Annotated in this window: 22 protein-coding genes; all 22 read right to left on the bottom strand. The window is 66.5% G+C overall.

Annotated elements, in window-relative coordinates:
- Positions 1 to 230: 230 nt before the first annotated feature.
- On the bottom strand, positions 231 to 755 hold the full coding sequence (locus tag QMO14_RS08585) for a BON domain-containing protein (protein ID WP_301506018.1): 525 nt from the start codon (positions 753 to 755) through the stop codon (positions 231 to 233).
- A gap of 85 nt (positions 756 to 840) precedes the next feature.
- Positions 841 to 1038: a CsbD family protein gene (locus QMO14_RS08580; RefSeq protein WP_093198234.1), complete on the bottom strand. Its 198-nt coding sequence runs from the start codon at positions 1036 to 1038 to the stop codon at positions 841 to 843.
- A gap of 127 nt (positions 1039 to 1165) precedes the next feature.
- Positions 1166 to 1990: a DUF429 domain-containing protein gene (locus QMO14_RS08575; protein WP_301506015.1), complete on the bottom strand. Its 825-nt coding sequence runs from the start codon at positions 1988 to 1990 to the stop codon at positions 1166 to 1168.
- Between the two features lie 4 nt (positions 1991 to 1994).
- On the bottom strand, positions 1995 to 2876 hold the full coding sequence (locus tag QMO14_RS08570) for a DMT family transporter (RefSeq protein WP_301506013.1): 882 nt from the start codon (positions 2874 to 2876) through the stop codon (positions 1995 to 1997).
- Between the two features lie 7 nt (positions 2877 to 2883).
- Entirely contained in the window at positions 2884 to 3306 is a 423-nt protein-coding gene (locus QMO14_RS08565) for a BLUF domain-containing protein (protein ID WP_019656584.1), read from the bottom strand.
- A gap of 3 nt (positions 3307 to 3309) precedes the next feature.
- The gene (gene folE, locus QMO14_RS08560; protein WP_301506010.1) at positions 3310 to 4041 is read right to left on the bottom strand and encodes a GTP cyclohydrolase I; all 732 of its coding nucleotides are present in this window, start codon (positions 4039 to 4041) and stop codon (positions 3310 to 3312) included.
- A gap of 73 nt (positions 4042 to 4114) precedes the next feature.
- Positions 4115 to 4909, bottom strand: coding sequence for an endonuclease/exonuclease/phosphatase family protein (locus QMO14_RS08555; protein WP_301506008.1), 795 nt, complete (start codon positions 4907 to 4909; stop codon positions 4115 to 4117).
- Positions 4906 to 5382: a dihydroneopterin triphosphate diphosphatase gene (gene nudB / locus QMO14_RS08550; RefSeq protein WP_301506006.1), complete on the bottom strand. Its 477-nt coding sequence runs from the start codon at positions 5380 to 5382 to the stop codon at positions 4906 to 4908. The genes QMO14_RS08555 and nudB overlap by 4 nt, the downstream gene beginning before the upstream one ends.
- 119 nt (positions 5383 to 5501) lie before the next feature.
- Positions 5502 to 7301: an aspartate--tRNA ligase gene (gene aspS / locus QMO14_RS08545; protein ID WP_301506004.1), complete on the bottom strand. Its 1800-nt coding sequence runs from the start codon at positions 7299 to 7301 to the stop codon at positions 5502 to 5504.
- A gap of 39 nt (positions 7302 to 7340) precedes the next feature.
- Complete coding sequence (locus tag QMO14_RS08540) at positions 7341 to 7973, bottom strand: DUF502 domain-containing protein (RefSeq protein ID WP_301506002.1); 633 nt, start codon at positions 7971 to 7973, stop codon at positions 7341 to 7343.
- A gap of 17 nt (positions 7974 to 7990) precedes the next feature.
- Entirely contained in the window at positions 7991 to 8338 is a 348-nt protein-coding gene (locus tag QMO14_RS08535) for an FmdB family zinc ribbon protein (protein WP_301506000.1), read from the bottom strand.
- Positions 8339 to 8396: 58 nt separating this feature from the next.
- Complete coding sequence (locus QMO14_RS08530) at positions 8397 to 9239, bottom strand: ABC transporter permease subunit (RefSeq protein ID WP_301505998.1); 843 nt, start codon at positions 9237 to 9239, stop codon at positions 8397 to 8399.
- On the bottom strand, positions 9236 to 10186 hold the full coding sequence (locus tag QMO14_RS08525; RefSeq protein ID WP_301505996.1) for an ABC transporter permease: 951 nt from the start codon (positions 10184 to 10186) through the stop codon (positions 9236 to 9238). The genes QMO14_RS08530 and QMO14_RS08525 overlap by 4 nt, the downstream gene beginning before the upstream one ends.
- 14 nt (positions 10187 to 10200) lie before the next feature.
- Positions 10201 to 11301 carry an ABC transporter ATP-binding protein gene (locus tag QMO14_RS08520; protein ID WP_301505994.1) on the bottom strand — a complete coding sequence of 367 codons (1101 nt, stop codon included), beginning with the start codon at positions 11299 to 11301 and terminating at the stop codon, positions 10201 to 10203.
- 19 nt (positions 11302 to 11320) lie between these two features.
- Positions 11321 to 12448, bottom strand: coding sequence for a polyamine ABC transporter substrate-binding protein (locus tag QMO14_RS08515; protein WP_301505992.1), 1128 nt, complete (start codon positions 12446 to 12448; stop codon positions 11321 to 11323).
- Positions 12449 to 12493: 45 nt separating this feature from the next.
- Positions 12494 to 14059 carry a ubiquinone biosynthesis regulatory protein kinase UbiB gene (ubiB, locus tag QMO14_RS08510; protein ID WP_301505990.1) on the bottom strand — a complete coding sequence of 522 codons (1566 nt, stop codon included), beginning with the start codon at positions 14057 to 14059 and terminating at the stop codon, positions 12494 to 12496.
- The gene (locus QMO14_RS08505) at positions 14056 to 14631 is read right to left on the bottom strand and encodes an SCP2 domain-containing protein (protein WP_301505988.1); all 576 of its coding nucleotides are present in this window, start codon (positions 14629 to 14631) and stop codon (positions 14056 to 14058) included. Before QMO14_RS08505 ends, ubiB begins: the two co-directional genes overlap by 4 nt.
- Positions 14632 to 14714: 83 nt before the next feature.
- Positions 14715 to 15719, bottom strand: coding sequence for a Tim44 domain-containing protein (locus tag QMO14_RS08500; protein WP_301505987.1), 1005 nt, complete (start codon positions 15717 to 15719; stop codon positions 14715 to 14717).
- 34 nt (positions 15720 to 15753) lie between these two features.
- A complete protein-coding gene (gene ubiE, locus QMO14_RS08495; protein WP_301505985.1) occupies positions 15754 to 16485 on the bottom strand; it encodes a bifunctional demethylmenaquinone methyltransferase/2-methoxy-6-polyprenyl-1,4-benzoquinol methylase UbiE in 732 nt (243 codons plus the stop codon).
- 151 nt (positions 16486 to 16636) lie between these two features.
- The gene (locus tag QMO14_RS08490) at positions 16637 to 17050 is read right to left on the bottom strand and encodes a DUF971 domain-containing protein (RefSeq protein ID WP_301505984.1); all 414 of its coding nucleotides are present in this window, start codon (positions 17048 to 17050) and stop codon (positions 16637 to 16639) included.
- Positions 17050 to 17493: an HIT family protein gene (locus QMO14_RS08485; RefSeq protein WP_301505982.1), complete on the bottom strand. Its 444-nt coding sequence runs from the start codon at positions 17491 to 17493 to the stop codon at positions 17050 to 17052. The genes QMO14_RS08490 and QMO14_RS08485 overlap by 1 nt, the downstream gene beginning before the upstream one ends.
- The gene (locus QMO14_RS08480) at positions 17490 to 21368 is read right to left on the bottom strand and encodes an FAD/FMN-binding oxidoreductase (protein WP_301505980.1); all 3879 of its coding nucleotides are present in this window, start codon (positions 21366 to 21368) and stop codon (positions 17490 to 17492) included. Before QMO14_RS08480 ends, QMO14_RS08485 begins: the two co-directional genes overlap by 4 nt.
- Positions 21369 to 21478: the final 110 nt, after the last annotated feature.

The raw sequence follows: 21478 nt of genomic DNA, 5'->3' as shown, positions 1-21478 counted from the left end.
ACCTTCGCTCGGATGAACTCGAAATCCACCGCCGCATCGATCTTGCGCAGCAGGTGATCCTGCGGCACCAGCATCTCCAGCGTCACCATCTCCAGTTCCTGCTGCGCAGGTGTCGGGCTCTTGAGCATCCCGCCATTAAAAAGCACAAAACCCTCGCAACGCGAGGGCTTGAGGGTTTGTCAGCAGTCTGAGCCCGGCACTGCCGGGCTTTTTGTTTGGAAAGAGAACGCTCAGCTCTTCACTTCGAGCTGGTTGTCCACCGAGGTCACACCCTGCACACCCTTGGCGATTTCCTCGGCGCGCGCCTTGGCGGCGGCAGTGGGCGCCGGGCCCTTGAGGCTCACCGCGCCGGCCTTGGTGTCGACATCGATCTTGATGGCGCTCAGGTCCGGGTCCTTGGCAAGGCCGGCCGACACGGAAGCCGTGATGGCCGCGTCGCTCACCGTCGCGCTCACCGCGGCGCCGGCATCCTTGACCGCCTCCTTGGCATTGGCGGCGCCTTCCTTCACCTCGGCGGTGGTGCTGGACGACTCGACCTTGGCCTTGGCGTCCTTCAGGGCCTCGCTTGTCTTGGCCGCTGCCGTGTCGGCTGCCTGCTCGGTCTTCGCGACGGCGCTGTCGAGCTTCTCGCCGGCGGTGCGGTTGTCGGCCTTGTCGCAGCCGACCAGCGCGAGCGCGGCACCAGCCAGCAGCACGGCCGTCAGGGTCTTGGCGTACGGGGCATTGCCCGCGCGTTGAATGTTCGATGCGTTCATGGGAATCCTCCTGTCGCTTCTCGGAATGGAAAGAGCGCAAGCGAAAGCCAGGTGCGGCTTGCGCACACGGCCTTCGCTGCCCGGATCACAGCTTGTCGGCGCCCGACTTGATCGCGTCCTTGGCCTTTTCCTTCACGTCGCCGTAGGTCTTCTGCACCTTGCCGGCGGCCTGGTCGGCAATGCCCTCGCCTTCGAGCTTCTCGTTGCCGACGACCTTGCCGGCGACTTCCTTCAGCTTGCCCTTGGCCTCTTCGACGCGGCCTGCCACTTGGTCCTTGTTCATGTCGCTTCCTTCCTGATCGGGTGATGATGAAATCCGTGGGCCGGAATGACCCACTGGTTTCAATCTAGGCTCCCGCCGTTGGAGGCGAACGCCGACGGAAGCCCGAAGCGGTGTAGGACAACGAGGCTCAGGCGCTGACGATCCATCCTTCAAGCGGGTCGATGCCCTCCGGCAGCCCGTGGCCGGGGCCGGGGCTTGCGGCCCGCTGTCGGCCCCAGGCGGCCTGCAGAAGACACAGCACCGCGTCGATGACGTCGCCGCGCGCGTCCGCCAGCAGTTCCTCGCGCTGCGGTGCGGTGACGGCCAGCTTCAATCCGAGGCGGGGCGAGCCCGATTCGAGCGCGGCCAGCAGATCGGCCCTTGCGGCGCGGCGCTCGGGCGTCTGCTTGGCGAGGTCATCGCTCTTGTAGCTGCGTCGACCGACCAGTTCGCGCGCCAGCAGGCCGGGGTAGGCCTCCAGCGCGATGCGATCGGCACCCAGCCCCGCATGCAGGCCCGGAATGCGCGCACCGGCCGCCAGCAGGCGCGGCACGCCCGCATGGAGCATGTAGGCCACCGGCGGGTTGACCCATTTCATCGAGGGGCTGGAGCCCGCGGGCCCGTCGGCCTTGCGGTGCGCGAACTTGCCGCCCACCGGGCGCGCCGCGCAGAAGGCGGCGAAGGTCTCGCGGATCTCGGCGCGGCTCAGGCTGGCGTAGTGGGCCATCAGAGGCTCCCACTGCAGCGGCCATCGCAGATGCTCGACGAGTTCGCGCGGCAGGCTGAATGGAAAGTCGAAGCCGCCGGTCCAGGCCGGCGTGGCGCGCAGCCAATCGCCCCATGCGTCGAGCGTCGAAAAACGCTGCAGGCCGTGCAGCACGACCCGGTCGGTGCCGCTCGGCTCGCCCGTCGCGACGACGATGGGCTTGCGTGCCGCCGGCGCGCTCGAGAAGTCGCAGCCGAACAGCAGCACGGGCTCAGCCCAGGGCGAGCGCCACCACGCCGGCGGCGATGAACATCGCGCCCAGCAGCCTCAGCAGCCGGTCGCCCTCGCGCAGCAGATGGCCGCCGATGAGCGCGGCGAAGAGCATCGACACCTCGCGCGCCGGCGCCACGTGAGAGATGGGCGCCTGCTGCACCGCGTAGAGCACGAGCACGTAGGACACGGGGCTGATCGCCGCCACCAGCAGCGCGTATTTCCACTGGTCGCGCCACATGCGCACCGTGGTCGCGCGGTCCTGCAGCGCGGCGGGCAGCAGAAGCACGATGCGCACGAGGTTGCCCATGTAGTCGAGCAGGATCGGCGACATCGCGAGGAACTTGACCGCGTAGCTGTCGGCCACCGTGTAGGCCGCGATGAAGGCGCCGGTCAGCACGCCGTAGCGCATGCCCTTGTGCACCCGCGCACGCTGCGCCGGGTCGTGCGCCTTCTTCCACAGGCGCGGGCCGCCCGCGATGAGGAACACGCCGGCCACGACGCCGAGGATGCCGGCCACGCCGACGAGGCTGATCTTCTCGCCGAGGAAGAGCACCGCCACCAGCGAGGACAGCAGCGGCCCCGAGCCGCGCGCCAGCGGATAGACCACCGTCAGGTCCGACTTGCGGTAGCCGCGCAGCAGCACGATGAAATAGAAGACGTGCAGCACGCCGCTGAGCACGACGAAGCTCCACTCGGCCCGGCCCCAGCTCGGCACCACGTTCCAACCCAGCACGATGCCCAGCGGGGCCCAGATGACCATGTTGAACACGCTGGTCTGGAAGCTGAAGCGCGCGTCGCCATTCGCCTTCTTGGCGGCGATGTTCCAGCTGGCGTGGATGATCCCGGCTAGCAGGATCAGGGCGAACGCGGAGAGTGGCACCCCGGGGTCAGTGGCGGCCGACGATGGCGGCGGTGGCCATCAGCTCTTCGAGCAACGCCAACGAAACCTTGCCCGAGACCGCGTACGGGTTGAGCTCGGGCTTCTCGGAATACTTCAGCAGCGTCGAGGCGTTGAGCTTCGACAGGTTGACCTGCCCCATCGTCCAGCCGCCGAATCGGCGCTCGGAAATTTCTTCGTAGTGCAGCAGCACCACGTCCTTGTGGCGCGGATCGCGCTGGATGTGGCCGTAGAGCTCGGAGATGGCCATGCGGCCGCCCTCGATGGCCTGCAGGAAGGTGCCCGCGCCATAGCAGAGGATGCCGGTGATGCCGCAGGCGGTGTTGTGGCTGCGCGATTGCGTCAGGATCGACTCGATGGCCTCGGGGCTGGTGTCGACGGCGCGGCTGGCGTAGAGGAGTCGGACCAGCATGGCTCAGCTCTTTCTGGGAAGGAGAGAAAGGAATTCGCGGCGCAGGCTCGGATCTTTGAGGAACACGCCGCGCATCACGGAGTTGATCATCTTGCTGTCCATTTCCTTCACGCCGCGCCAGGCCATGCAGAAATGCTCGGCCTCCATGACGAGCGCGAGGCCGTCGGGCTGGGTCTTTTCCTGGATCAGGTCGGCCAGCTGCACCACGGCTTCTTCCTGGATCTGCGGACGGCCCATGACCCATTCGGCCAGGCGCGCGTACTTCGACAGGCCGATCACGTTGGTGTGCTCGTTGGGCATCACGCCGATCCAGAGCTTGCCGATGATCGGGCAGAAGTGATGCGAGCACGCGCTGCGCACGGTGATCGGGCCGACGATCATCAGCTCGTTCAGGTGCTCGGCGTTGGGAAACTCGGTGAGCGAAGGCGCCGCCACGTAACGGCCCTTGAACACCTCGTTGAGGTACATCTTGGCGACGCGGCGCGCGGTGTTGTCGGTGTTGTGGTCGTTCTCGACGTCGATCACCAGGCTGTGCAGCACGTCCTTCATCTTGACCTCGACCTCGTCGAGCAGGGCTTCCAGCTCGCCCGGCTGGATGAACTCGGCGATGTTGTCGTTGGCGTTGAAGCGCTTGCGCGCGGCGGTGATGCGCTCGCGGATCTTCACGGAGACGGGCGTGCCCTCGTCATCGTCGTTTCGATCGGGGCGCGGGTCGACGTCGGTTTTCCTCAGCATGGCGGGGATCGTACCAGTGAATGGCTCCAGACATTCGAGCCCGCAACGCCCGTCCCTTCTTGGAGCAATGCTATCAATTAAGGAGCGTGAAATCAGCCACCAGCGGAAGATGGTCGGACATGCGGGCCCAGATCGGACCGCGCGGCACGTTGCAGGCCAGCGGCTCCAGCCCGCGTCCGTAAACGAAGTCGAGCTGGGTCACCGGCAGGCGCGAAGGGTAGGTGAGCGTGCGCGGGCCGCGCAGGTCGCTGGTGTCGCGCAGGCCCATGGCGTTCATGGCATAGCGCATGCGCGCGCCCCAGTCGTTGAAATCGCCCGCCACCACCACGGCCTCGCCGGGCGGCACCTCGCGGTCGATGAACTCGCGCAGCCGCGCGATCTGCCGCACCCGGCTGCCCTTGATGAGCCCCAAATGCACCACGATGGCGTGCACCCGCCGGCCTTCCACGTCGATCACCACATGCAGCAGCCCGCGCTGCTCGAAGCGGTGGTCGGAAATGTCCTGGTGGGTGGTGCCCAGCACCGGCCAGCGCGTGAGCAGCGCATTGCCGTGCTCGCCGTGGCGCGTGACGGCATTGGTCTCGTAGACGGCGGTGTAGCCCTCGGGCGCCAGGAAGTCGGCCTGCGGCAGCTCGGGCCAGCGCGCGAACCGGGCTGCGGCCTGCCGGTTCATCTTGCGCACTTCCTGCAGGCAGACGATGTCGGCGTCGAGCTGCTCGATGGCATGGCCGAGGTTGTGAATCTCCAGCCGCCGCGCCGGGCCGATGCCCTGCACACCCTTGTGGATGTTGTAGGTCGCGACCCGGAGGTTCTGCTGCACCGCTGTCGCTGGGGCTGTCGCTGAAGCTGCTGCCGGCTGGTTCGTCATCGCGCAAATTCTGGCAGCAACAGAATGGCTTCGGCATTCGATGGGGAAAAGCAGGCGTCCGCCGCCTCGCGGTAAGGCAGCCAGCGCCAGTCGGTGTGCTCGCGCGGATCGAGCCTGGGCACGATGCGATCGGGCACGCGCAGGCCGAACAGGTGCTCGGTGTTGTGGGTGACGCCCGGCGCATAGCGGGCACGCCAGCGCGGATAGATCTCGTAGACGTTGCGCAGCTGCCAGTCGACGAGCTGCGAGGCCAGCGGCGTGCCTTCGCCGCACAGGATGCCGGTTTCCTCGGCCACCTCGCGCGCCGCGGTGAGCGCGAGCGGCTCGTCGGCCGCGTCCTTGCTGCCGGTGACCGACTGCCAGAAGTCGGTCTCGGCATCCGCACGCCGGATCAGCAGCACATCGAGCGCCGGCGTGTGGATCACGACCAGCACCGACTCCGGGATCTTCCAGGGCCGAGAACCAGTCGTCATTGGGGGCGCTCAGTTTTCTTCGCGGAACACCGAGGAACCGGCTTTGCCGGGCCTCAGGTGTTGCCCCCGGTAGGGGGTTGGCGAAGCGACACGAAGTGCGCGCAGCCTGGGGGCGAGCATCATGCTTGCGCGTTGCGCAGCTTGATGTGCAGCTCGCGCAGTTGCTTCTCGTCGACCGGGCTCGGCGCCTGCGTCAGCAGGTCCTGCGCGCGCTGGGTCTTGGGGAAGGCGATCACGTCGCGGATCGACTCGGCGCCGGTCATGAGCATGACCAGGCGGTCCAGGCCGATGGCAATGCCGCCGTGCGGCGGCGCGCCGTACTGCAGCGCGTCCAGCAGGAAGCCGAACTTGAGTTGTGCATCTTCGGCGCTGATCTTCAGCGCGCGGAACACCTTGCTCTGCACTTCCTCGCGGTGGATACGCACCGAGCCGCCGCCCATTTCGATGCCGTTGAGCACCATGTCGTAGGCCTTGGCGATGCACTTCTCGGGCGCGGTGTCCATGAGATCCTCATGGCCGTCCTTCGGCGCGGTGAACGGGTGGTGCACGGCGCTCCAGCGCTGGCCTTCCTCGTCGAACTCGAACATCGGGAAGTCGACCACCCACAGCGGCGCCCAGCGGTCGTCGAACAGGCCGGCCTTCTTGCCGAAGGCGCTGTGGCCGATCTTCACGCGCAGCGCGCCGATGGCGTCGTTGACCACCTTTTCCTTGTCGGCGCCGAAGAACAGGATGTCGCCGTTGCGCGCACCCGTGCGGGCGATGATCTCGGCCAGCGCGTTGTCGTCGAGGTTCTTCACGATCGGGCTCTGCAGGCCTTCGCGGCCGGCTTGCGCGTCGTTGACCTTGATGTAGGCCAGGCCCTTGGCGCCGTAGATCTTGACGAACTCCTGGTAGGCGTCGATCTCGCCGCGCGACAGGCCGCCTTCGGCACCGCCGCCAGGCACGCGCAGCGCCACGACGCGGCCGCCGGCCATGGTGGCGGCGTTGGAGAACACCTTGAACTCGACGCGCTTCATCAGCTCGGTGAGTTCGGTGAATTCGAGCTTCACGCGCAGGTCGGGCTTGTCCGAGCCGTACTTGAACATCGCGTCCGCATACGTCATGGTCGGGAATACCGGCAGGTCGATGCCCGCGGCGTTGCGGAACACGTTGCGGATCATGCCTTCGAACATCTCGCGGATTTCCTCTTCGGCGAGGAAGGAGGTCTCGATGTCGATCTGCGTGAATTCGGGCTGGCGGTCGGCGCGCAGGTCTTCGTCGCGGAAGCACTTCACGATCTGGTAGTAGCGGTCGTAGCCGGCCACCATCAGCAGCTGCTTGAAGAGCTGGGGCGACTGCGGCAGCGCGAAGAAGCTGCCGTCGTGCACGCGGCTGGGCACGAGGTAGTCGCGCGCGCCTTCGGGCGTGGACTTGCCGAGCATCGGCGTCTCGATGTCGATGAAGCCGTTGGCGTCGAGGAACTTGCGCGTTTCCATCGTCACCTTGTAGCGCAGCATCATGTTGCGCTGCATGGCCGGGCGGCGCAGGTCGAGCACGCGGTGCGTGAGGCGGGTGGTTTCCGACAGGTTGTCGTCGTCCAGCAGGAACGGGGGCGTGACCGAGGGGTTCAGCACCTTCAGTTCATGGCACAGCACTTCGATCTTGCCGCTCTTGAGCTGGTCGTTGGTCGTACCTTCGGGGCGAGCGCGCACCAGGCCGGTGATCTGCACGCAGTATTCGTTGCGCAGGTTCTCGGCCACGGCGAAGGTCGAGGCACGATCGGGATCGCACACCACCTGCACGTAGCCTTCGCGGTCACGCACGTCGATGAAGATCACGCCGCCGTGGTCGCGGCGACGGTTGACCCAGCCGCAAAGGGTGACGGTCTGGCCCAGCAGGGCTTCGGTCACGAGACCGCAATAGTGAGTACGCATGGCCATAGGAATCCATTCCGGCGCCTCGTGGGCGCGTTCGTTCTTTTATGAGTTGGAAGACTTCACCGCCACCGTGGTGGGGCCGCCTGGAACGACCACCCCCATCGAGACGATGTACTTGAGCGCTTCGTCCACGCTCATCTTCAGTTCGATGCAGTCGCTGCGCTTGAGCATCACGAAGTAGCCGCCCGTGGGATTGGGCGTGGTCGGCACGTAGACGCTGAGGAACTCGCCCTCGCCGAGATGCGCGGCGACCTCGTTGCCGGGCGCGCCGGTCACGAAGGCGATGGTCCACACGCCTTCGCGCGGCCATTGCACCAGCACCGCGGTGCGGAAGGCATTGCCGTTCTCGGAGAACAGCGTGTCCGACACCTGCTTGACGCTGGAGTAGATCGAGCGCACCACCGGGATGCGCCGCACCACGGCATCGCCCCAGCCGAGCAGGCGCTTGCCCACGAAGTTGCTGGCCGTGGCGCCCACCACCAGCAGGATGGCCAGCGTGAGCAGCACGCCCAGGCCGCGCACCTTGTGGTCGCTGAGCCAGACTTGCCACTGCTCGGGCAGCAGCCACAGCGTCTGGTCGAGCGTGCCGATGATCCAGTTCAGCACGCCGAGCGTGATGACCAGCGGAACGATGACCAGCAGGCCGGACAGCAACCATTTGCGCAGGGCGAGCATGGCGGTCGGGGGTTCTCTCAGTCGCCGCTCGGCACGGCCGGAGCGGGAGCCACGGCGGCGGGCGCCGGTGCGGGACTCGGCGCGGCGGCAGTGGCGGAGGGAGAAGAGGAAGAGGACGAGGACGAAGACTCGCCGGAGGCGGGCGACGCGGAAGACGCGGCCGGCTCGGACTTCTTGCCGCCACCATCACGGAAATCGGTCACGTACCAGCCCGAGCCCTTGAGCTGGAAACCGGCGGCCGTGACCTGTTTCTCGAACGCACTCGCGCCGCACGCCGGACACACCGTGAGGGGTGCGTCGGACATCTTCTGCAAAGCGTCCTTGGCGAAGCCGCAGGCGCTGCACTTATAGGCGTAGATGGGCATGGGAAATGAGGTCCAAAGGCGGCGCAACGGCCGCTCGCAAAGCCCTCGATTATAGGCGCTACCCTCCCGCCAGCGCTGCTTGCCCTTCCTTGTAGCGGCGCCGCTCGCGCGCGGCGATCAGGTAGCTGGAGGCCACCACGAAGATCGCCGCCAGCACGATCACCACCGTGGCCAGCGCATTGACCGTCGGGTCCAGCCCCAGCCGGGCGCGCGAGAAGATCACCAGCGGCAGGGTGGTCGAGCCGGGCCCGGACAGGAAGGCCGACATCACCACGTCATCGAGCGAGAGCGTGAAGCTCAGCAGCCACGCCGCCATGAGCGACTCCGCGATCATGGGCAGCGTCACCAGGAAGAACACCTGCAGCGGGCGGGCGCCCAGGTCCTGCGCCGCCTCCTCGTACTGCGGGTTGAGGTCCCGCAGGCGGGCGCCGATCACCACCGTGGCATAGGCCATGCCAACCAGCATGTGGCCCAACCAGATGGTCGTGAGTCCTCGCTCCGGGAAGCCGAAGACGCGCTGGGCCGACACCAGCATCAGCAGCAGCGACAGTCCGACGATGACCTCGGGCATCACCAGCGGCGCGCTGACCATGCCCGCGAAGGCCGTGCGCCCGCGGAACCGGGGAAAGCGCTCCAGCGCGAATGCGGCCAGCGTGCCCAGCAGGACCGCGCCGGTAGCGGTGCCCGCGGCGATGCGCAGCGAGACGAACAGGCCCTCCCGAATCTCGTCGTCGCCGATCAGCTTGTGGTACCAGCGCAGGCTGAAACCGGCCCAGACATTCGGTACCGGCGAATCGGTGAAGCTGAAGACGATCAGCGCGACGATCGGAAGATAGAGGAACGCAAAGCCCAGCGACAGCCAGATGCGGCTGGTCCAGCGACCGGCGGGTGTGGCGATCATGAGCCCAGCCCCTTCGACCTGGCCTTGGCCTGGCTGCTGTTGAGCAGCGCCAGCGGCACGATGATGAGCAGCACCATCACCACGGCCACGCTGGAGGCCATCGGCCAGTCGTTGTTGGAGAAGAACTCGTCCCACAGCACGCGGCCGATCATCAGCGTCTGCGGGCCGCCCAGCAACTCGGGAATGACGTATTCCCCCACGCAAGGAATGAAGACCAGCATGGCGCCGGCGACGATGCCACTGCGAGACAGCGGCACGGTCACCCGCCAGAACGCCTGCCAGGCCGTCGCGCCGAGATCCTGCGCCGCCTCGAGCAGCCGCAGGTCCATCTTCGAAAGCGTGGCATACAACGGCAGCACCATGAACGGCAGGTAGGTGTAGACCATGCCCAGCACCAGCGAGAACGGGCTGTACATGAATTGTCCGGCCGAAGAAATGAGCCCCAGCGGCAGCAGCACCCGGTCGGCATGCAGGTACGCCAAAGCCTGCCCGACCCAGCCAGTCTGGGCGTCGAGCAGGCCCTTCCAGGCATAGACGCGCAGCAGGAAGCTGGTCCAGAACGGCAGCATCACGCCCATCAGCAGCAGCGGCTGAAGGCTGGCCCTGGCCCGCGCCATGAAGTAGGCGAACGGATAGCCGATGCACAGGCAGATCAGGGTGGTGACCGCCGCGTAGACCAGCGAGTAGCCATAGGTCGCGAAATACAGGTCGTCCTGGAACAGCGTGATGTAGTTCTGCAGCTTCAGCGTGATCGACAGCTGCTGATCGGCCCAGCCGATCAGTTCGCTGATCTTCGCGCCGTCCATCTCGGAGAAGCTGATGCGCAGGACGATCAGGAAAGGCAGCAGGAAGAAAACCAGCAGCCACAGGTAGGGCATGCCGATCACGAGCTGGCGGCCTTTCAGGCGGCGGGGCCGGCTCTTCCCCTGGGTGGCAGTGGCAGCCATGGTCGCCCCTCCGCTCACTGCGTCAGCACGACCTGGGAGGTCGGCAGCCAATGGGCCCAGACGGCATCGCCCTGCGCGGGCAGGCCGTCACGGTGGCGGGTCTCGTTCTCCACGTTGACCTTGAGCATGCCCCCGCTTGCCAGCCGCAGGTGGTAGACGGTGTAAAGGCCGAAATAGGAAGAGGCCTCGACGGTGCCCCGCGCCTTGTTGTGCGCGCCCTCGGGCTCGACAGGGCTCAGGTGGATTTTTTCGGGCCGTACCGCCACCGTGACGGTCTGGCCCTGGTAGCCGGTGATTCCGTGGCCGACGCGGTGCAGCACGTCGGCGCACTGGATGTCGACATGGTCCGCCTCGTCGGCCACCACGCTGCCCTCCATGAGGTTCACGTTGCCGATGAAGTCGGCCACGAAGCGCGTGGCCGGGGTTTCGTACACATCGGCCGGCGCGCCGACCTGCAGGAAACTGCCCTCGCTCATGACCGCGATGCGCGAAGCCATGGTCATGGCCTCTTCCTGGTCGTGCGTGACCATCACGCAGGTCACGCCGACCTGCCGGATGATGTTGACCAGCTCGATCTGCGTGGCCTCGCGCAGCTTCTTGTCGAGCGCGCCGAGAGGCTCGTCGAGCAACAGCAGCTTCGGCCGCTTGGCCAGGCTGCGCGCCAGCGCCACGCGCTGCTGCTGGCCGCCCGAGAGCTGGTGCGGCTTGCGCCTGGCGAAGCTGGCGAGCTGCACCAGGCGCAGCATCTCGTCGACACGGGCGGCGATCTCGGCCTTGGGCAGCTTGTCGCGACGCAGGCCGAAGGCGATGTTGTCCCAGACCGTGAGGTGTGGAAACAGCGCATACGACTGGAACATCATGTTCACCGGCCGCTTGTACGGCGCCAGGCCAGCGAGGTCGTTGCCGTCGAGCAGCACTCGCCCCGACGAAGGCGATTCGAAGCCGGCCAGCATGCGCAGCAGGGTGCTCTTGCCGCAGCCCGAGGAGCCGAGCAAGGCGAAGATCTCGCCGCGCGCCACGTCCAGGCTGACCTCGTTGACTGCGCGAAAGTCTCCGAAATCCTTGGTGACGGCCTCGATGCGCAGGAAGGCACCTGCCTCGTTGGGAACACTCATGACGACTCTGTCGGCTCGCTCAGCGGTTGGCCTTGAAATTGGTGAAAGTGCGAGTGATCAGCCGCAGCGTGGCCTGGTCGGGCGTGTCCGGCGGGATCATTTCCCCGAGTGCGGAAGCCGGCGGGAACACCGCCTTGTCCTGGGCCAGCGCCGGGTTCACGAACTTCATCGCCGCCTTGTTGGGGTTGGCATAGAACACCTTGTTGGTGAGCGATGCATGCACTTCCGGCCGCAGGATGTAGTTGATCCACTTGTAGGCGTTCTCGGGATGCTTGGCATCCTTGGGAATGGCCATCGTGTCGAAGAACAGGAGTGCGCCGCTCTTGGGCACCAGGGCCTCGAGCTTCTGCGGATTCTTCGCCTTGGCCGACTTGTCCTTGGCGATCATGATGTCGCCCGACCAGCCGATGACGGCGCACAGCTGGCCCTTGGCCATCTGGTCGATGTAGTCGGAGCCCGAGCCCGAGAAACGCGTCACGCTGGGCCGCACGGCCTTGAGCATGTCGCCCGCGGCCTTGTAGTCGGCCGGGTCCTTGCTGCGCGGGTCCTTGCCGATGTACTTCAGGGCGATCGGCAGGATCTCGGAGGCAGTGTCCAGGAACGAGATGCCGCAGCTCTTGAGCTTCGAGGCGTACTCCGGCTTGAACACCAGGTCCCATGCGTTGTCGGGCATGGGCATGCCGCCCAGCGCCGCCTTCACCTTGTCGGCGTTGATGCCCACCGTGGTGTAGCCCCAGAGCCAGTCCACGATGTAGTCGTTGCCCGGGTCCATCTTGGCCAGCTGGGCCTGGATCGCGGGGTCGAGGTTGGCGAGATTGGGGATCTTCGACTTGTCCAGTTTCTGCAGCAGGCCGGCCTGGATCTGCATCTTGGCGAAGTGCGAGCCGGGCACGACGATGTCGTAGCCGCTCATGCCCGCCACCAGCTTGGCATGCAGCGCCTCGTTGCTGTCGAACAGGTCGTAGCGGACCTTGATGCCGGTTTCCTTCTCGAAGTTCGCGACGGTGTCCGCGGCTATGTAGTCGCCCCAGTTGTAGATGTTGAGGACCTTCTCTTCCTCGGCACGGACGGCGGCCGTGCCCAGCACGGCTGCGGCAACGGCGAGCGCACCGAGAACCCGGCCAGAACGCAGCGACATCGATTTCATGGAACTTATCCTCCGGAAAAAAAAGTGCGAGAGATGGGCCGGCGCCTAGAACAGACGCACGCGCACCAGCAATTGCATGGCGAGCAACCCCAATACAAAACCTATGCCACCGTAGACGATGGTCTGCAGCAACCGGTTGGTGCGCTTCTGTTCGGCCAGCAGTTCGAGCAGCTCGCGGCGGTTGTCGGCCGGGCGATTCTCCAGGAAATCGTGCAGCAGTCGAGGCAATTGGGGCAGCAATTTGGCGTACCGGGGCGCCTCGGCCTTGAGCTGCTGCAGCAGCTTCCTGGGTCCGATCTGGTCGACCATCCACTTCTCGAGGAAAGGCTTGGCCGTGGCCCAGAGGTCGAGTTCGGGATCGATGTTGCGCCCCAGGCCCTCGATGTTGAGCAGCGTCTTCTGCAGCAGCACCAGCTGCGGCTGGATCTCGACGTGGAAGCGCCGCGAGGTCTGGAACAGCCGCATCAGCACCATGCCCAGCGAGATTTCCTTCAGCGGCCGGTCGAAGTACGGCTCGCACACCGTACGGATGGCCGCTTCGAGTTCGTCGATGCGGGTGCCCACCGGAACCCAGCCGCTTTCCAGGTGCAGCTCGGCCACGCGCTTGTAGTCGCGCCGGAAGAAGGCCACGAAGTTCTGCGCGAGGTATTCCTTGTCCGACTCGGTCAGCGTGCCGATGATCCCGAAGTCCAGCGAGATGTAGCGCCCGAAGGTTTCGGGCTCCAGGCTCACCTGGATGTTGCCGGGGTGCATGTCGGCATGGAAGAAGCCGTCGCGGAACACCTGCGTGAAGAAGATGGTCACGCCGTCGCGCGCCAGCTTGGGAATGTCGACGCCGGCCGCGCGCAGACGCTCCATCTGCGCGATGGGCACGCCCTTCATGCGTTCCATCACGATGACCTCGGGGTGGCAGAAATCCCAGAACATCTCGGGGATCAGCACCAGGTCGAGCTCGGCCATGTTTCGGCGCAGCTGGGCCGCGTTGGCGGCCTCGCGCACCAGGTCGAGCTCGTCGTGCAGGTACTTGTCGAACTCGGCCACCACCTCGCGCGGCTTCAGGCGCTTGCCGTCGGCCGAGAGGTTCTCGAGCCAGCCGGCCATCATGGCCATCAGCGCCAGGTCTTTCTCGATCACGCCGCGCATGCTGGGGCGCAGCACCTTCACCGCCACCTCGCGCTCTTCGCCCTCGTTGGTGCGGATGGTCGCGAAGTGCACCTGCGCGATCGACGCGCTGGCGATGGGCGTCTCGTCGAACTGCACGAACACGTCGCTCACCGGCCGGCGAAACGCGCGCTCGATGGTGGCGATGGCCACGGACGAGGGAAAGGGAGGCACCCGGTCCTGCAGGAAGGCCAGCTCGTCGGCGATGTCGGGCGGCAGCAGGTCGCGCCGGGTCGACAGCACCTGGCCGAACTTCACGAAGATTGGGCCGAGGCGCTCGAGCGCCTCGCGCAGCCGCTGGCCGCGCGGCGCATCGAGATTACGCCCGAAGGAGAGAACGCGCGTGACACCGCGCACCCAGGGCTTCTGGAAGTTAGAGAGCACCAGTTCGTCGAGGCCGTAGCGCAGCGCGACCCAGACGATGAAAAGGCCGCGGTAGAAGCGCCTCATTCGGCGTTGCCCGCCGGACCGGCAGCCGAGCCGCCGGCCTTGCCGCCGCCGGCACGGTTGCCGACGAACTCGCGCAGCGCGTCGACCACGCGCCGCACGGCATTGCCCAGCGTGTGCGCGGGCACGTCGCCGATCACGCGGGCGAGATCGTCCTCGATGTCCCAGCGCACATGGTCGACCAGCCAGTTGACTTCGGCCGCCAGCTGCACGTCGCCGATGATCTGCACGGCGGGCTTGTCGCCGCGCAGCGCTGCGCGGGCGATGTCGAAGGGGGAGTCGTCGGTGACGGTGAGCGTCAGCTCGGGCACCGAGCCGGCCGGGGCCAGGTCGAGCAGGCCGGCCGGCGTGGCCACCAGCTCCATGGTCACGAAGCGCCACTGGAAGCGCACCACCCGCCCCTGCTGGCGCAGCAGCCGCTGCTGGGCCTCTGGCTCCTGCTGGAGCACGTGGTTGAGGAACAGAACCGCGCGGTTCTGGATCTCGTGGACCGCCCAGTCCGGGGGCTGCAGGCGCTCGCCAATGGTGTTGAAGAGGTCGCCTAGAAAAGAAAATGGGGACGATGGTGTGGCCATGTCCCCATTATCCCGCCTGTGTCGCAGCCCAGAGAGCGCCGGGCCGCGTTTCAGGTTTTTCCTGGCCTGCCTGCCCGATTGCCTTATTGCAGTGCCTGAACGCCGGCTACGAGCCAGCCGCCGTTGCCGCTGACAGGCTTGGTCATGTTCCACACTTCGCGGAACGGGCCCGGGCCGGCCGAGGCGTCTTCACGGATCATGCCGGAGAACTCCACGCTGGCCATGTAGGCATCGGGCAACTCCTCGATACCGAGCAGCTTGGCATCGAGCATCACGACTTCCGTCTTGTTCGAGGCACCGCCGGTGTGGCTGGCGCGGTCGGCCAGCTGTGCGCGGATTTCATCGACCATGCCGTCGGTCATCATCGAACGCAGCGTCGACACGTCGGCACGGTCCCACGCGTCCTGCAGCGTCACGAAGTTGCGCTTGGCCGCACCGAGGAAGCCGTCGACGTCGAAGCCGGCGGGAATGCCCCACGACTGCGAACCGCCGAGCGCCGAGCCGATCATGCTGCCGCCGGCTGCTGCGCCGGCCGCCGAGAGGCTGCTGCCATGCGGCGTAGCGTCGAAGGCCGCGTTGTTGCGCTCCCACGGGCGCGCAGATGCGTCGTTGCCAACGTTGGCCGGGCTGTACTGCGCGGGAGAACTCGCGTTGCTCGGGCTTGCACCCGCGCCCTGGAAGGCGAAGCCTCCCTGGCGGTTCCCGGCAGGCTGCGAGCGCGACTTGATCATGCGCCATACCACCACGCCAGCCAGTACCAGCAGGCCGATCAACAGGATGTTCGCGAAGCCGGCACCGAGGCCCAGCGAACTTGCGAGCCATGCGAGGCCCAGGCCGGCGGCGAGGCCACCGAGCATTGCGCCCCACGGTCGCTTCGGCGCGGCTGCTGCGGCTGGCGAGGGGGTTGCGGGTCTCGCCGCATTGGTCGCGTTCTGCTGCGCGGGTGCCGACGGCGACGCGGCCTCGCGCTGCGTCACGTTGGACGACTGGCGCCCCATCGACTTGCCGCCGCCCATGCGTGCAGCCTCGGCCTGGACGCTGACCAGGACCAGTGCGGCTGCCAGGAACAAAGAACTCAAACTCTTCATATCGTCGTCTCCTCTCGAGCGAAAGATCGCTTCATCAACACTTGATTCCAACATGGAGGGCAGCGATTCCCCCGGTCATGTTGTGATAGTCCACATGTCCGAAACCGCCCTCTTTCATGAGGGTCTTGAGCTCCTCCTGCGAGGGGTGCATCCGGATCGATTCGGCGAGATAGCGATAGCTCGCGTCGTCTCCCGCCACGAGCTTGCCCAGCCTTGGCAGCACGTTGAAGGAGTACCAGTCGTAGGCCTTCGCGAGCGGCTTCGCGACCTTCGAGAACTCGAGCACCAGCAGCTTGCCGCGCGGCTTGAGCACGCGGTTCATCTCCTTGAGCGCGGCGTCCTTGTGCGTCATGTTGCGCAGGCCGAAGGCCACCGTGACCACGTCGAAGTGGTTGTCGGGGAAAGGCAGTTTCTCCGCGTCGCAGACCATGGTGGGCAGCGACACGCCGGCGTCGATCAGGCGGTCGCGGCCGGTGCGCAGCATGGCCTCGTTGATGTCGGTGTGGACCACCTGGCCGCTGGCGCCGACCTTCTTGGCGAAGGCCAGTGCGAGGTCGCCGGTGCCGCCTGCGATGTCGAGAACGCGCGAGCCTTCGCCCACGTTCGCGACCATGACGGTGTACGCCTTCCAGGCGCGGTGCAGGCCGGCCGACATCAGGTCGTTCATGATGTCGTAGCGCGATGCGACCGAATCGAAGACACCGCGAACGCGGCGGGCCTTCTCGCTTTCGTCGACTGTCTCGAAGCCGAAGTGTGTGGTACTCATGCGACCGATGTTAGGCCGGAAGCCTTCACATCAAGTCGACGACCCCGCGCGCACGGCGGACATTTGTTGCTTTTTCAGTCCCGCCCTTTCTGGGCATAGGGCTATCTTTTCAATAGCACCGCGCGGATTTTCGGGCGATTCCGCGCAAGGCTCAGTGACTGCCGCAGGCGTGGCCGCCCTTCTCGATCATCGGCGCGTCGCGATCGACACCGGCCTCGGCCAGGCGGCTTTCATACGCTGCCCACAGATCGGCCTGCTTCTCGCCCAGTTCGTAGAGCAGGTCCCACGAGTAGATGCCCGTGTTGTGCCCATCGCTGAAGGTCGGCTGCACCGCATAGTTGCCCACGGGTTCGAGCTCGACGAGCTCGACCTCGCGCTTGCCCGTCTGCAGCACTTCCTGCCCCGGTCCGTGGCCCTGCACCTCGGCCGATGGCGAATAGATGCGCATCAGCTCGAAGGGAATGCGGAAGGTCGCGCCGTCCGAGAAACCCACTTCGAGCACGCGCGACTGGCCGTGCACGGTGATCGATTGCGGCGTCGGTGCGCCCGGTTTCAAGCCTGCCATCAGAAGCTCCTGTTGCCCAAGCGTTCGATCATCGCAGCCTCGACAGCCGGCAGGTGCGCGGAGATGTCCGCTTCGAGCGCCGCATTGCGCTCGCGCTGCACCGGCGCCCACACCGAACCCGGGAAATGGCTGTCGTTCGAGAAGCGCGCGATCACATGCCAGTGCAGGTGCGCCACCATGTTGCCGAGCGCGGCGAGGTTGATCTTCGCCGGCTTCAGGTGCTCGCGCAGGCACTGCTCGACCACCGTCACGGCCTCCATGCACAGCGCGCGATCGACCGGGTCGAGGTCGGAGAACTCGGGCGCGTGCTCGCGCCACACCACGCGATAGAAGGCCGGGAAGCCCGCCTCCTCTGCATGGATCACGCGCAACTTCGCACCCTCGAACACGAGGCGCCCGCCCAGGCCCTCGCACAGCACGCAGCCCTGCACCTTCGCCGTCACACCAGCACCCGCTCGATGCCGCCCCGGTTGGCAGCTTCCACGTAGTTCGGCATCCAGTCTTCGCCGAGGATCTTGTTGGCCATTTCGACCACGATGTAATCGGCTTCGAGCAGCCCGTTGTTCAGGTCGTTGCCGTAGCGCGAAAGGCCCTGCAGGCAGCTCGGGCAGCTGGTGAGGATCTTCACGTTGTCCTTCTCGCCGACCTTGCCGGCATCGCGCAGCGCGGCCTCGCCCTTCTTCAGTTCCTCTTCCTTGCGGAAGCGGATCTGCGTCGAGATGTCGGGCCGCGACACGCCCAGCGTGCCCGACTCGCCGCAGCAGCGGTCGTTCTTGAGCACGTTGTCGCCGACCAGCGCCTTCACGGTCTTCATCGGGTCCTGCTGCTTCATCGGCGAATGGCAGGGGTCGTGGTACAGGTAGCCGCCGCCTGCCGCACCGGCGAGCGTGATGCCCTTTTCGAGCAGGTACTCGTGGATGTCGATGATCCGGCAGCCCGGGAAGATCTTGTCGAACTGGTAGCCCTGCAGCTGGTCGTAGCAGGTGCCGCAGCTCACCACCACCGTCTTGATGTCGAGGTAGTTGAGCGTGTTGGCCACACGGTGGAAGAGCACGCGGTTGTCCGTGATCATCTTCTCGGCCTTGTCGAACTGGCCGCTGCCGCGCTGCGGGTAGCCGCAGCACAGGTAGCCCGGCGGCAGAACGGTCTGCACGCCCGCATGCCAGAGCATCGCCTGCGTCGCCAAGCCTACCTGCGAGAACAGCCGCTCCGAGCCGCAGCCCGGGAAGTAGAAGACCGCCTCGGTCTCGGAGGTGGTCGCCTTCGGGTTGCGGATGATCGGCACGTAGTCCGCGTCCTCGATGTCGAGCAGCGCGCGCGCCGTCTTCTTCGGCAGGTTGCCCGGCATCTTCTTGTTGATGAAGTGGATCACCTGCTCCTTCACCGGAGCCGGCCCCAGCGAGGCCGGCGGCGCGGAAGTCTGCTTCTTCGCAAGGCCGCGCAGCAGGTCGTTGGCCATGCGCTGCGCCTTGAAGCCGATGCCCACCATGCCCGCGCGCACCGCCTTGATGGTCTGCGGATTGGTCGCGTTCAGGAAGAACATCGCGGCCGCGTTGCCGGGACGGAAGCTCTTCTGGCCCATCTTGCGCAGCAGGTTGCGCATGTTCATCGACACGTCGCCGAAGTCGATCTTCACCGGGCAGGGCGTGAGGCACTTGTGGCACACGGTGCAGTGGTCGGCCACGTCCTCGAACTCCTCCCAGTGCTTGATGCTCACGCCGCGCCGGGTCTGCTCCTCGTAGAGGAAGGCCTCCACCAGCAGCGAGGTCGCGAGAATCTTGTTGCGCGGGCTGTACAGCAGGTTGGCGCGCGGCACGTGCGTGGCGCACACCGGCTTGCACTTGCCGCAGCGCAGGCAGTCCTTCACGCTGTTGGCGATGTCGCCGATGTCGCTCTGCTGCATGATCAGCGACTCGTGCCCCATGAGGCCGAAGCTCGGCGTGTAGGCGTTGGTCAGGTCGGCATGCAGCGTCTCGGGCTTGCCGGCGGGCGCTCGCAGCAGCTTGCCCTTGTTGAAGCGGCCCTCGGGGTCGACCTTGGCCTTGTATTCGGTGAAGGGGCGCAGTTCCTCGTCGCTCAGGAATTCGAGCTTGGTGATGCCGATACCGTGCTCGCCGGAGATCACGCCGTCGAGGCTGCGCGCCAGCGCCATGATGCGCACCACCGCGGCATGCGCGGTCTGCAGCATGTCGTAGTTGTCGCTGTTGACGGGAATGTTGGTGTGCACGTTGCCGTCGCCCGCGTGCATGTGCAGCGCGACCCACACGCGGCCCTTGAGCACGCGCTTGTGGATGGCCGTGCACTCCGCCAGGATCGGTGCGAACTCGGCGCCCGTGAAGATGGCCTGCAGCGGCTGGCGCAGCTGGGTCTTCCAGCTCGCGCGCAGGGAGTGGTCCTGCAGCTGCGGGAACAGCGTGTCGACGTTCTGCAGCCAGCCGGCCCACAGCGCGCGCGTTTCCTGCACCAGCGCCACGGCCTGCGCAACGCGGTCTTCCAGCAGCTCGGCGGCGGGAATCTCGTGCGCGTCGTCGGTCTTGCCCAGCGGCAGGTTGCCGCGTGTGAGGAAGGCTTCGAGCTCGTCGGTGAGCGCGAGCTTGTTCTGCAGCGACAGCTCGATGTTGATGCGCTCGATGCCGTCGCTGTACTCGGCCATGCGTGGCAGCGGGATCACCACGTCTTCGTTGATCTTGAAGGCGTTGGTATGGCGGCTGATGGCGGCCGTGCGCTTGCGATCCAGCCAGAACTTCTTGCGCGCCTCGGGGCTGATGGCGATGAAGCCTTCGCCGCTGCGCGAGTTGGCGATGCGCACCACCTCGGAGGTGACGCGCGCCACCGCGTCGGCGTCGTCGCCCGCGATGTCGCCGAACAGCACCATCTTCGGCAGGCCGCCGTGCTTCTTCGACTTGGTGGCGTAGCCCACGGCCTTCAGGTAGCGGTCGTCCAGGTGCTCCAGGCCGGCCAGCAGCACGCCCGAGCGCTTCTGCTCGGCGAACATGAAGTCCTTGATCTCGACGATGCTGGGCACCGCGTCCTTCGCGTTGCCGAAGAATTCGAGGCAGACGGTGCGGGTGTGCGCCGGCATGCGGTGCACCACCCAGCGGCAGCTGGTGATGAGGCCGTCGCAGCCTTCCTTCTGGATGCCAGGCAGGCCCGAGAGGAACTTGTCGGTCACGTCCTTGCCGAGGCCTTCCTTGCGGAAGGTGCGCCCCGGGATTTCGAGGCGCTCGCTGCGCAGCTTGGTCTTGCCATCAGCCGCGTAGTACTGCAGCTCGAACACAGCGCTCTCGGCGTCGTGGATCTTGCCGAGGTTGTGGCCGATGCGCGTGACTTCGAGCCACTCGGCCTGGGGCGTGACCATGCGCCACGAAGCCAGGTTGTCGAGCGCCGTGCCCCACAGCACGGCCTTCTTGCCGCCCGCGTTCATGGCGACATTGCCGCCCACGCACGAGGCCTCGGCGGAGGTCGGGTCGACCGCGAAGACGAAGCCCGCGCGCTCGGCCGCGTCGGCCACGCGCTGCGTGACCACGCCGGCTTCGGTCCAGATGGTCGGCACCGGGTCGGCCAGGCCGGGCAGCGCGACGTGCTCGACCTCGGTCATCGCCTCGAGCTTCTCGGTGTTGATGACGACGCTGTTCCAGGTCAGCGGAATGGCTCCGCCGGTGTAGCCGGTGCCGCCTCCGCGCGGAATGATGGTCAGGCCCAGCTCGATGCAGCCCTTCACCAGCAGCGCCATCTCGGCCTCGGTGTCGGGGCACAGCACGACGAAGGGGTACTCCACGCGCCAGTCGGTGGCGTCGGTGACGTGGGCAACGCGCGAGAGGCCGTCGAACTTGATGTTGTCCTTGGCGGTGAGCCGGCCCAGCACGCGCGTGGCCTTGCGGCGCAGGGCGGCGACGTCGCGGAACTTGGTGTCGAAGGCAGCCACCGCATCGCCCACGAGGCCGGTGAGTTCGCCCACGAGCTGGTCGCGCGGCAGGTCGCTGTCGGGGGTGCGGCGCTTCTGCACCTCGGCCAGGCGGTGCCTGAGGGCATCGACCAGCTGGCCGCGGCGGCGCGGGTTGTCGAGCAGGTCGTCGACGAGGTACGGGTTGCGCTGGACCACCCAGATGTCGCCGAGCACCTCGTAGAGCATGCGCGCCGACCGGCCAGTGCGGCGCTCGGCGCGCAGGGTCTGCAGCAGTTCCCAGCCGCGTTCGCCAAGGAGGCGAATCACGATCTCGCGATCGGAAAAGCTGGTGTAGTTGTACGGGATCTCGCGCAGTCGTGCAGGCTCTGCGGCCTGCGACAACAGCGTGTTCAACGCGGTCGGAGCATTCATCGGGTGGGGCGCCTCGGCCGGGCGCTGCGCGCCCATAGCCGGGCTGGGGATTTTATTGCAGCGCCTGGAGTCTTGCCGCGCGGTGTCTGTTGCGGCCTTGCGGCAGGCGC

Origin of the sequence: Variovorax sp. CAN15 (assembly GCF_030462475.1) — a bacterium.
GTDB lineage: Bacteria > Pseudomonadota > Gammaproteobacteria > Burkholderiales > Burkholderiaceae_C > Variovorax.
The sequence above is the reverse complement of the archived record's forward strand: the minus strand, read 5'-3'. Positions and strand labels throughout refer to the sequence as shown.

Excerpts from the sequence above, each read along its gene's own strand:
- QMO14_RS08525 (WP_301505996.1), bottom strand. The coding sequence starts at position 10,186 with ATGGCTGCCACTGCCACCCAGGGGAAGAGCCGGCCCCGCCGCCTGAAA.
- QMO14_RS08500 (WP_301505987.1), bottom strand. The coding sequence starts at position 15,719 with ATGAAGAGTTTGAGTTCTTTGTTCCTGGCAGCCGCACTGGTCCTGGTC.
- QMO14_RS08480 (WP_301505980.1), bottom strand. The coding sequence starts at position 21,368 with ATGAATGCTCCGACCGCGTTGAACACGCTGTTGTCGCAGGCCGCAGAG.
- QMO14_RS08540 (WP_301506002.1), bottom strand. The coding sequence starts at position 7,973 with ATGCTCGCCCTGCGCAAATGGTTGCTGTCCGGCCTGCTGGTCATCGTT.
- QMO14_RS08585 (WP_301506018.1), bottom strand. The coding sequence starts at position 755 with ATGAACGCATCGAACATTCAACGCGCGGGCAATGCCCCGTACGCCAAG.
- QMO14_RS08530 (WP_301505998.1), bottom strand. The coding sequence starts at position 9,239 with ATGATCGCCACACCCGCCGGTCGCTGGACCAGCCGCATCTGGCTGTCG.
- aspS (WP_301506004.1), bottom strand. The coding sequence starts at position 7,301 with ATGGCCATGCGTACTCACTATTGCGGTCTCGTGACCGAAGCCCTGCTG.
- nudB (WP_301506006.1), bottom strand. The coding sequence starts at position 5,382 with ATGACGACTGGTTCTCGGCCCTGGAAGATCCCGGAGTCGGTGCTGGTC.
- QMO14_RS08520 (WP_301505994.1), bottom strand. The coding sequence starts at position 11,301 with ATGAGTGTTCCCAACGAGGCAGGTGCCTTCCTGCGCATCGAGGCCGTC.
- QMO14_RS08535 (WP_301506000.1), bottom strand. The coding sequence starts at position 8,338 with ATGCCCATCTACGCCTATAAGTGCAGCGCCTGCGGCTTCGCCAAGGAC.
- QMO14_RS08515 (WP_301505992.1), bottom strand. The coding sequence starts at position 12,448 with ATGAAATCGATGTCGCTGCGTTCTGGCCGGGTTCTCGGTGCGCTCGCC.
- folE (WP_301506010.1), bottom strand. The coding sequence starts at position 4,041 with ATGCTGAGGAAAACCGACGTCGACCCGCGCCCCGATCGAAACGACGAT.
- QMO14_RS08565 (WP_019656584.1), bottom strand. The coding sequence starts at position 3,306 with ATGCTGGTCCGACTCCTCTACGCCAGCCGCGCCGTCGACACCAGCCCC.
- ubiB (WP_301505990.1), bottom strand. The coding sequence starts at position 14,059 with ATGAGGCGCTTCTACCGCGGCCTTTTCATCGTCTGGGTCGCGCTGCGC.
- QMO14_RS08555 (WP_301506008.1), bottom strand. The coding sequence starts at position 4,909 with ATGACGAACCAGCCGGCAGCAGCTTCAGCGACAGCCCCAGCGACAGCG.
- QMO14_RS08580 (WP_093198234.1), bottom strand. The coding sequence starts at position 1,038 with ATGAACAAGGACCAAGTGGCAGGCCGCGTCGAAGAGGCCAAGGGCAAG.
- ubiE (WP_301505985.1), bottom strand. The coding sequence starts at position 16,485 with ATGAGTACCACACACTTCGGCTTCGAGACAGTCGACGAAAGCGAGAAG.
- QMO14_RS08490 (WP_301505984.1), bottom strand. The coding sequence starts at position 17,050 with ATGGCAGGCTTGAAACCGGGCGCACCGACGCCGCAATCGATCACCGTG.
- QMO14_RS08505 (WP_301505988.1), bottom strand. The coding sequence starts at position 14,631 with ATGGCCACACCATCGTCCCCATTTTCTTTTCTAGGCGACCTCTTCAAC.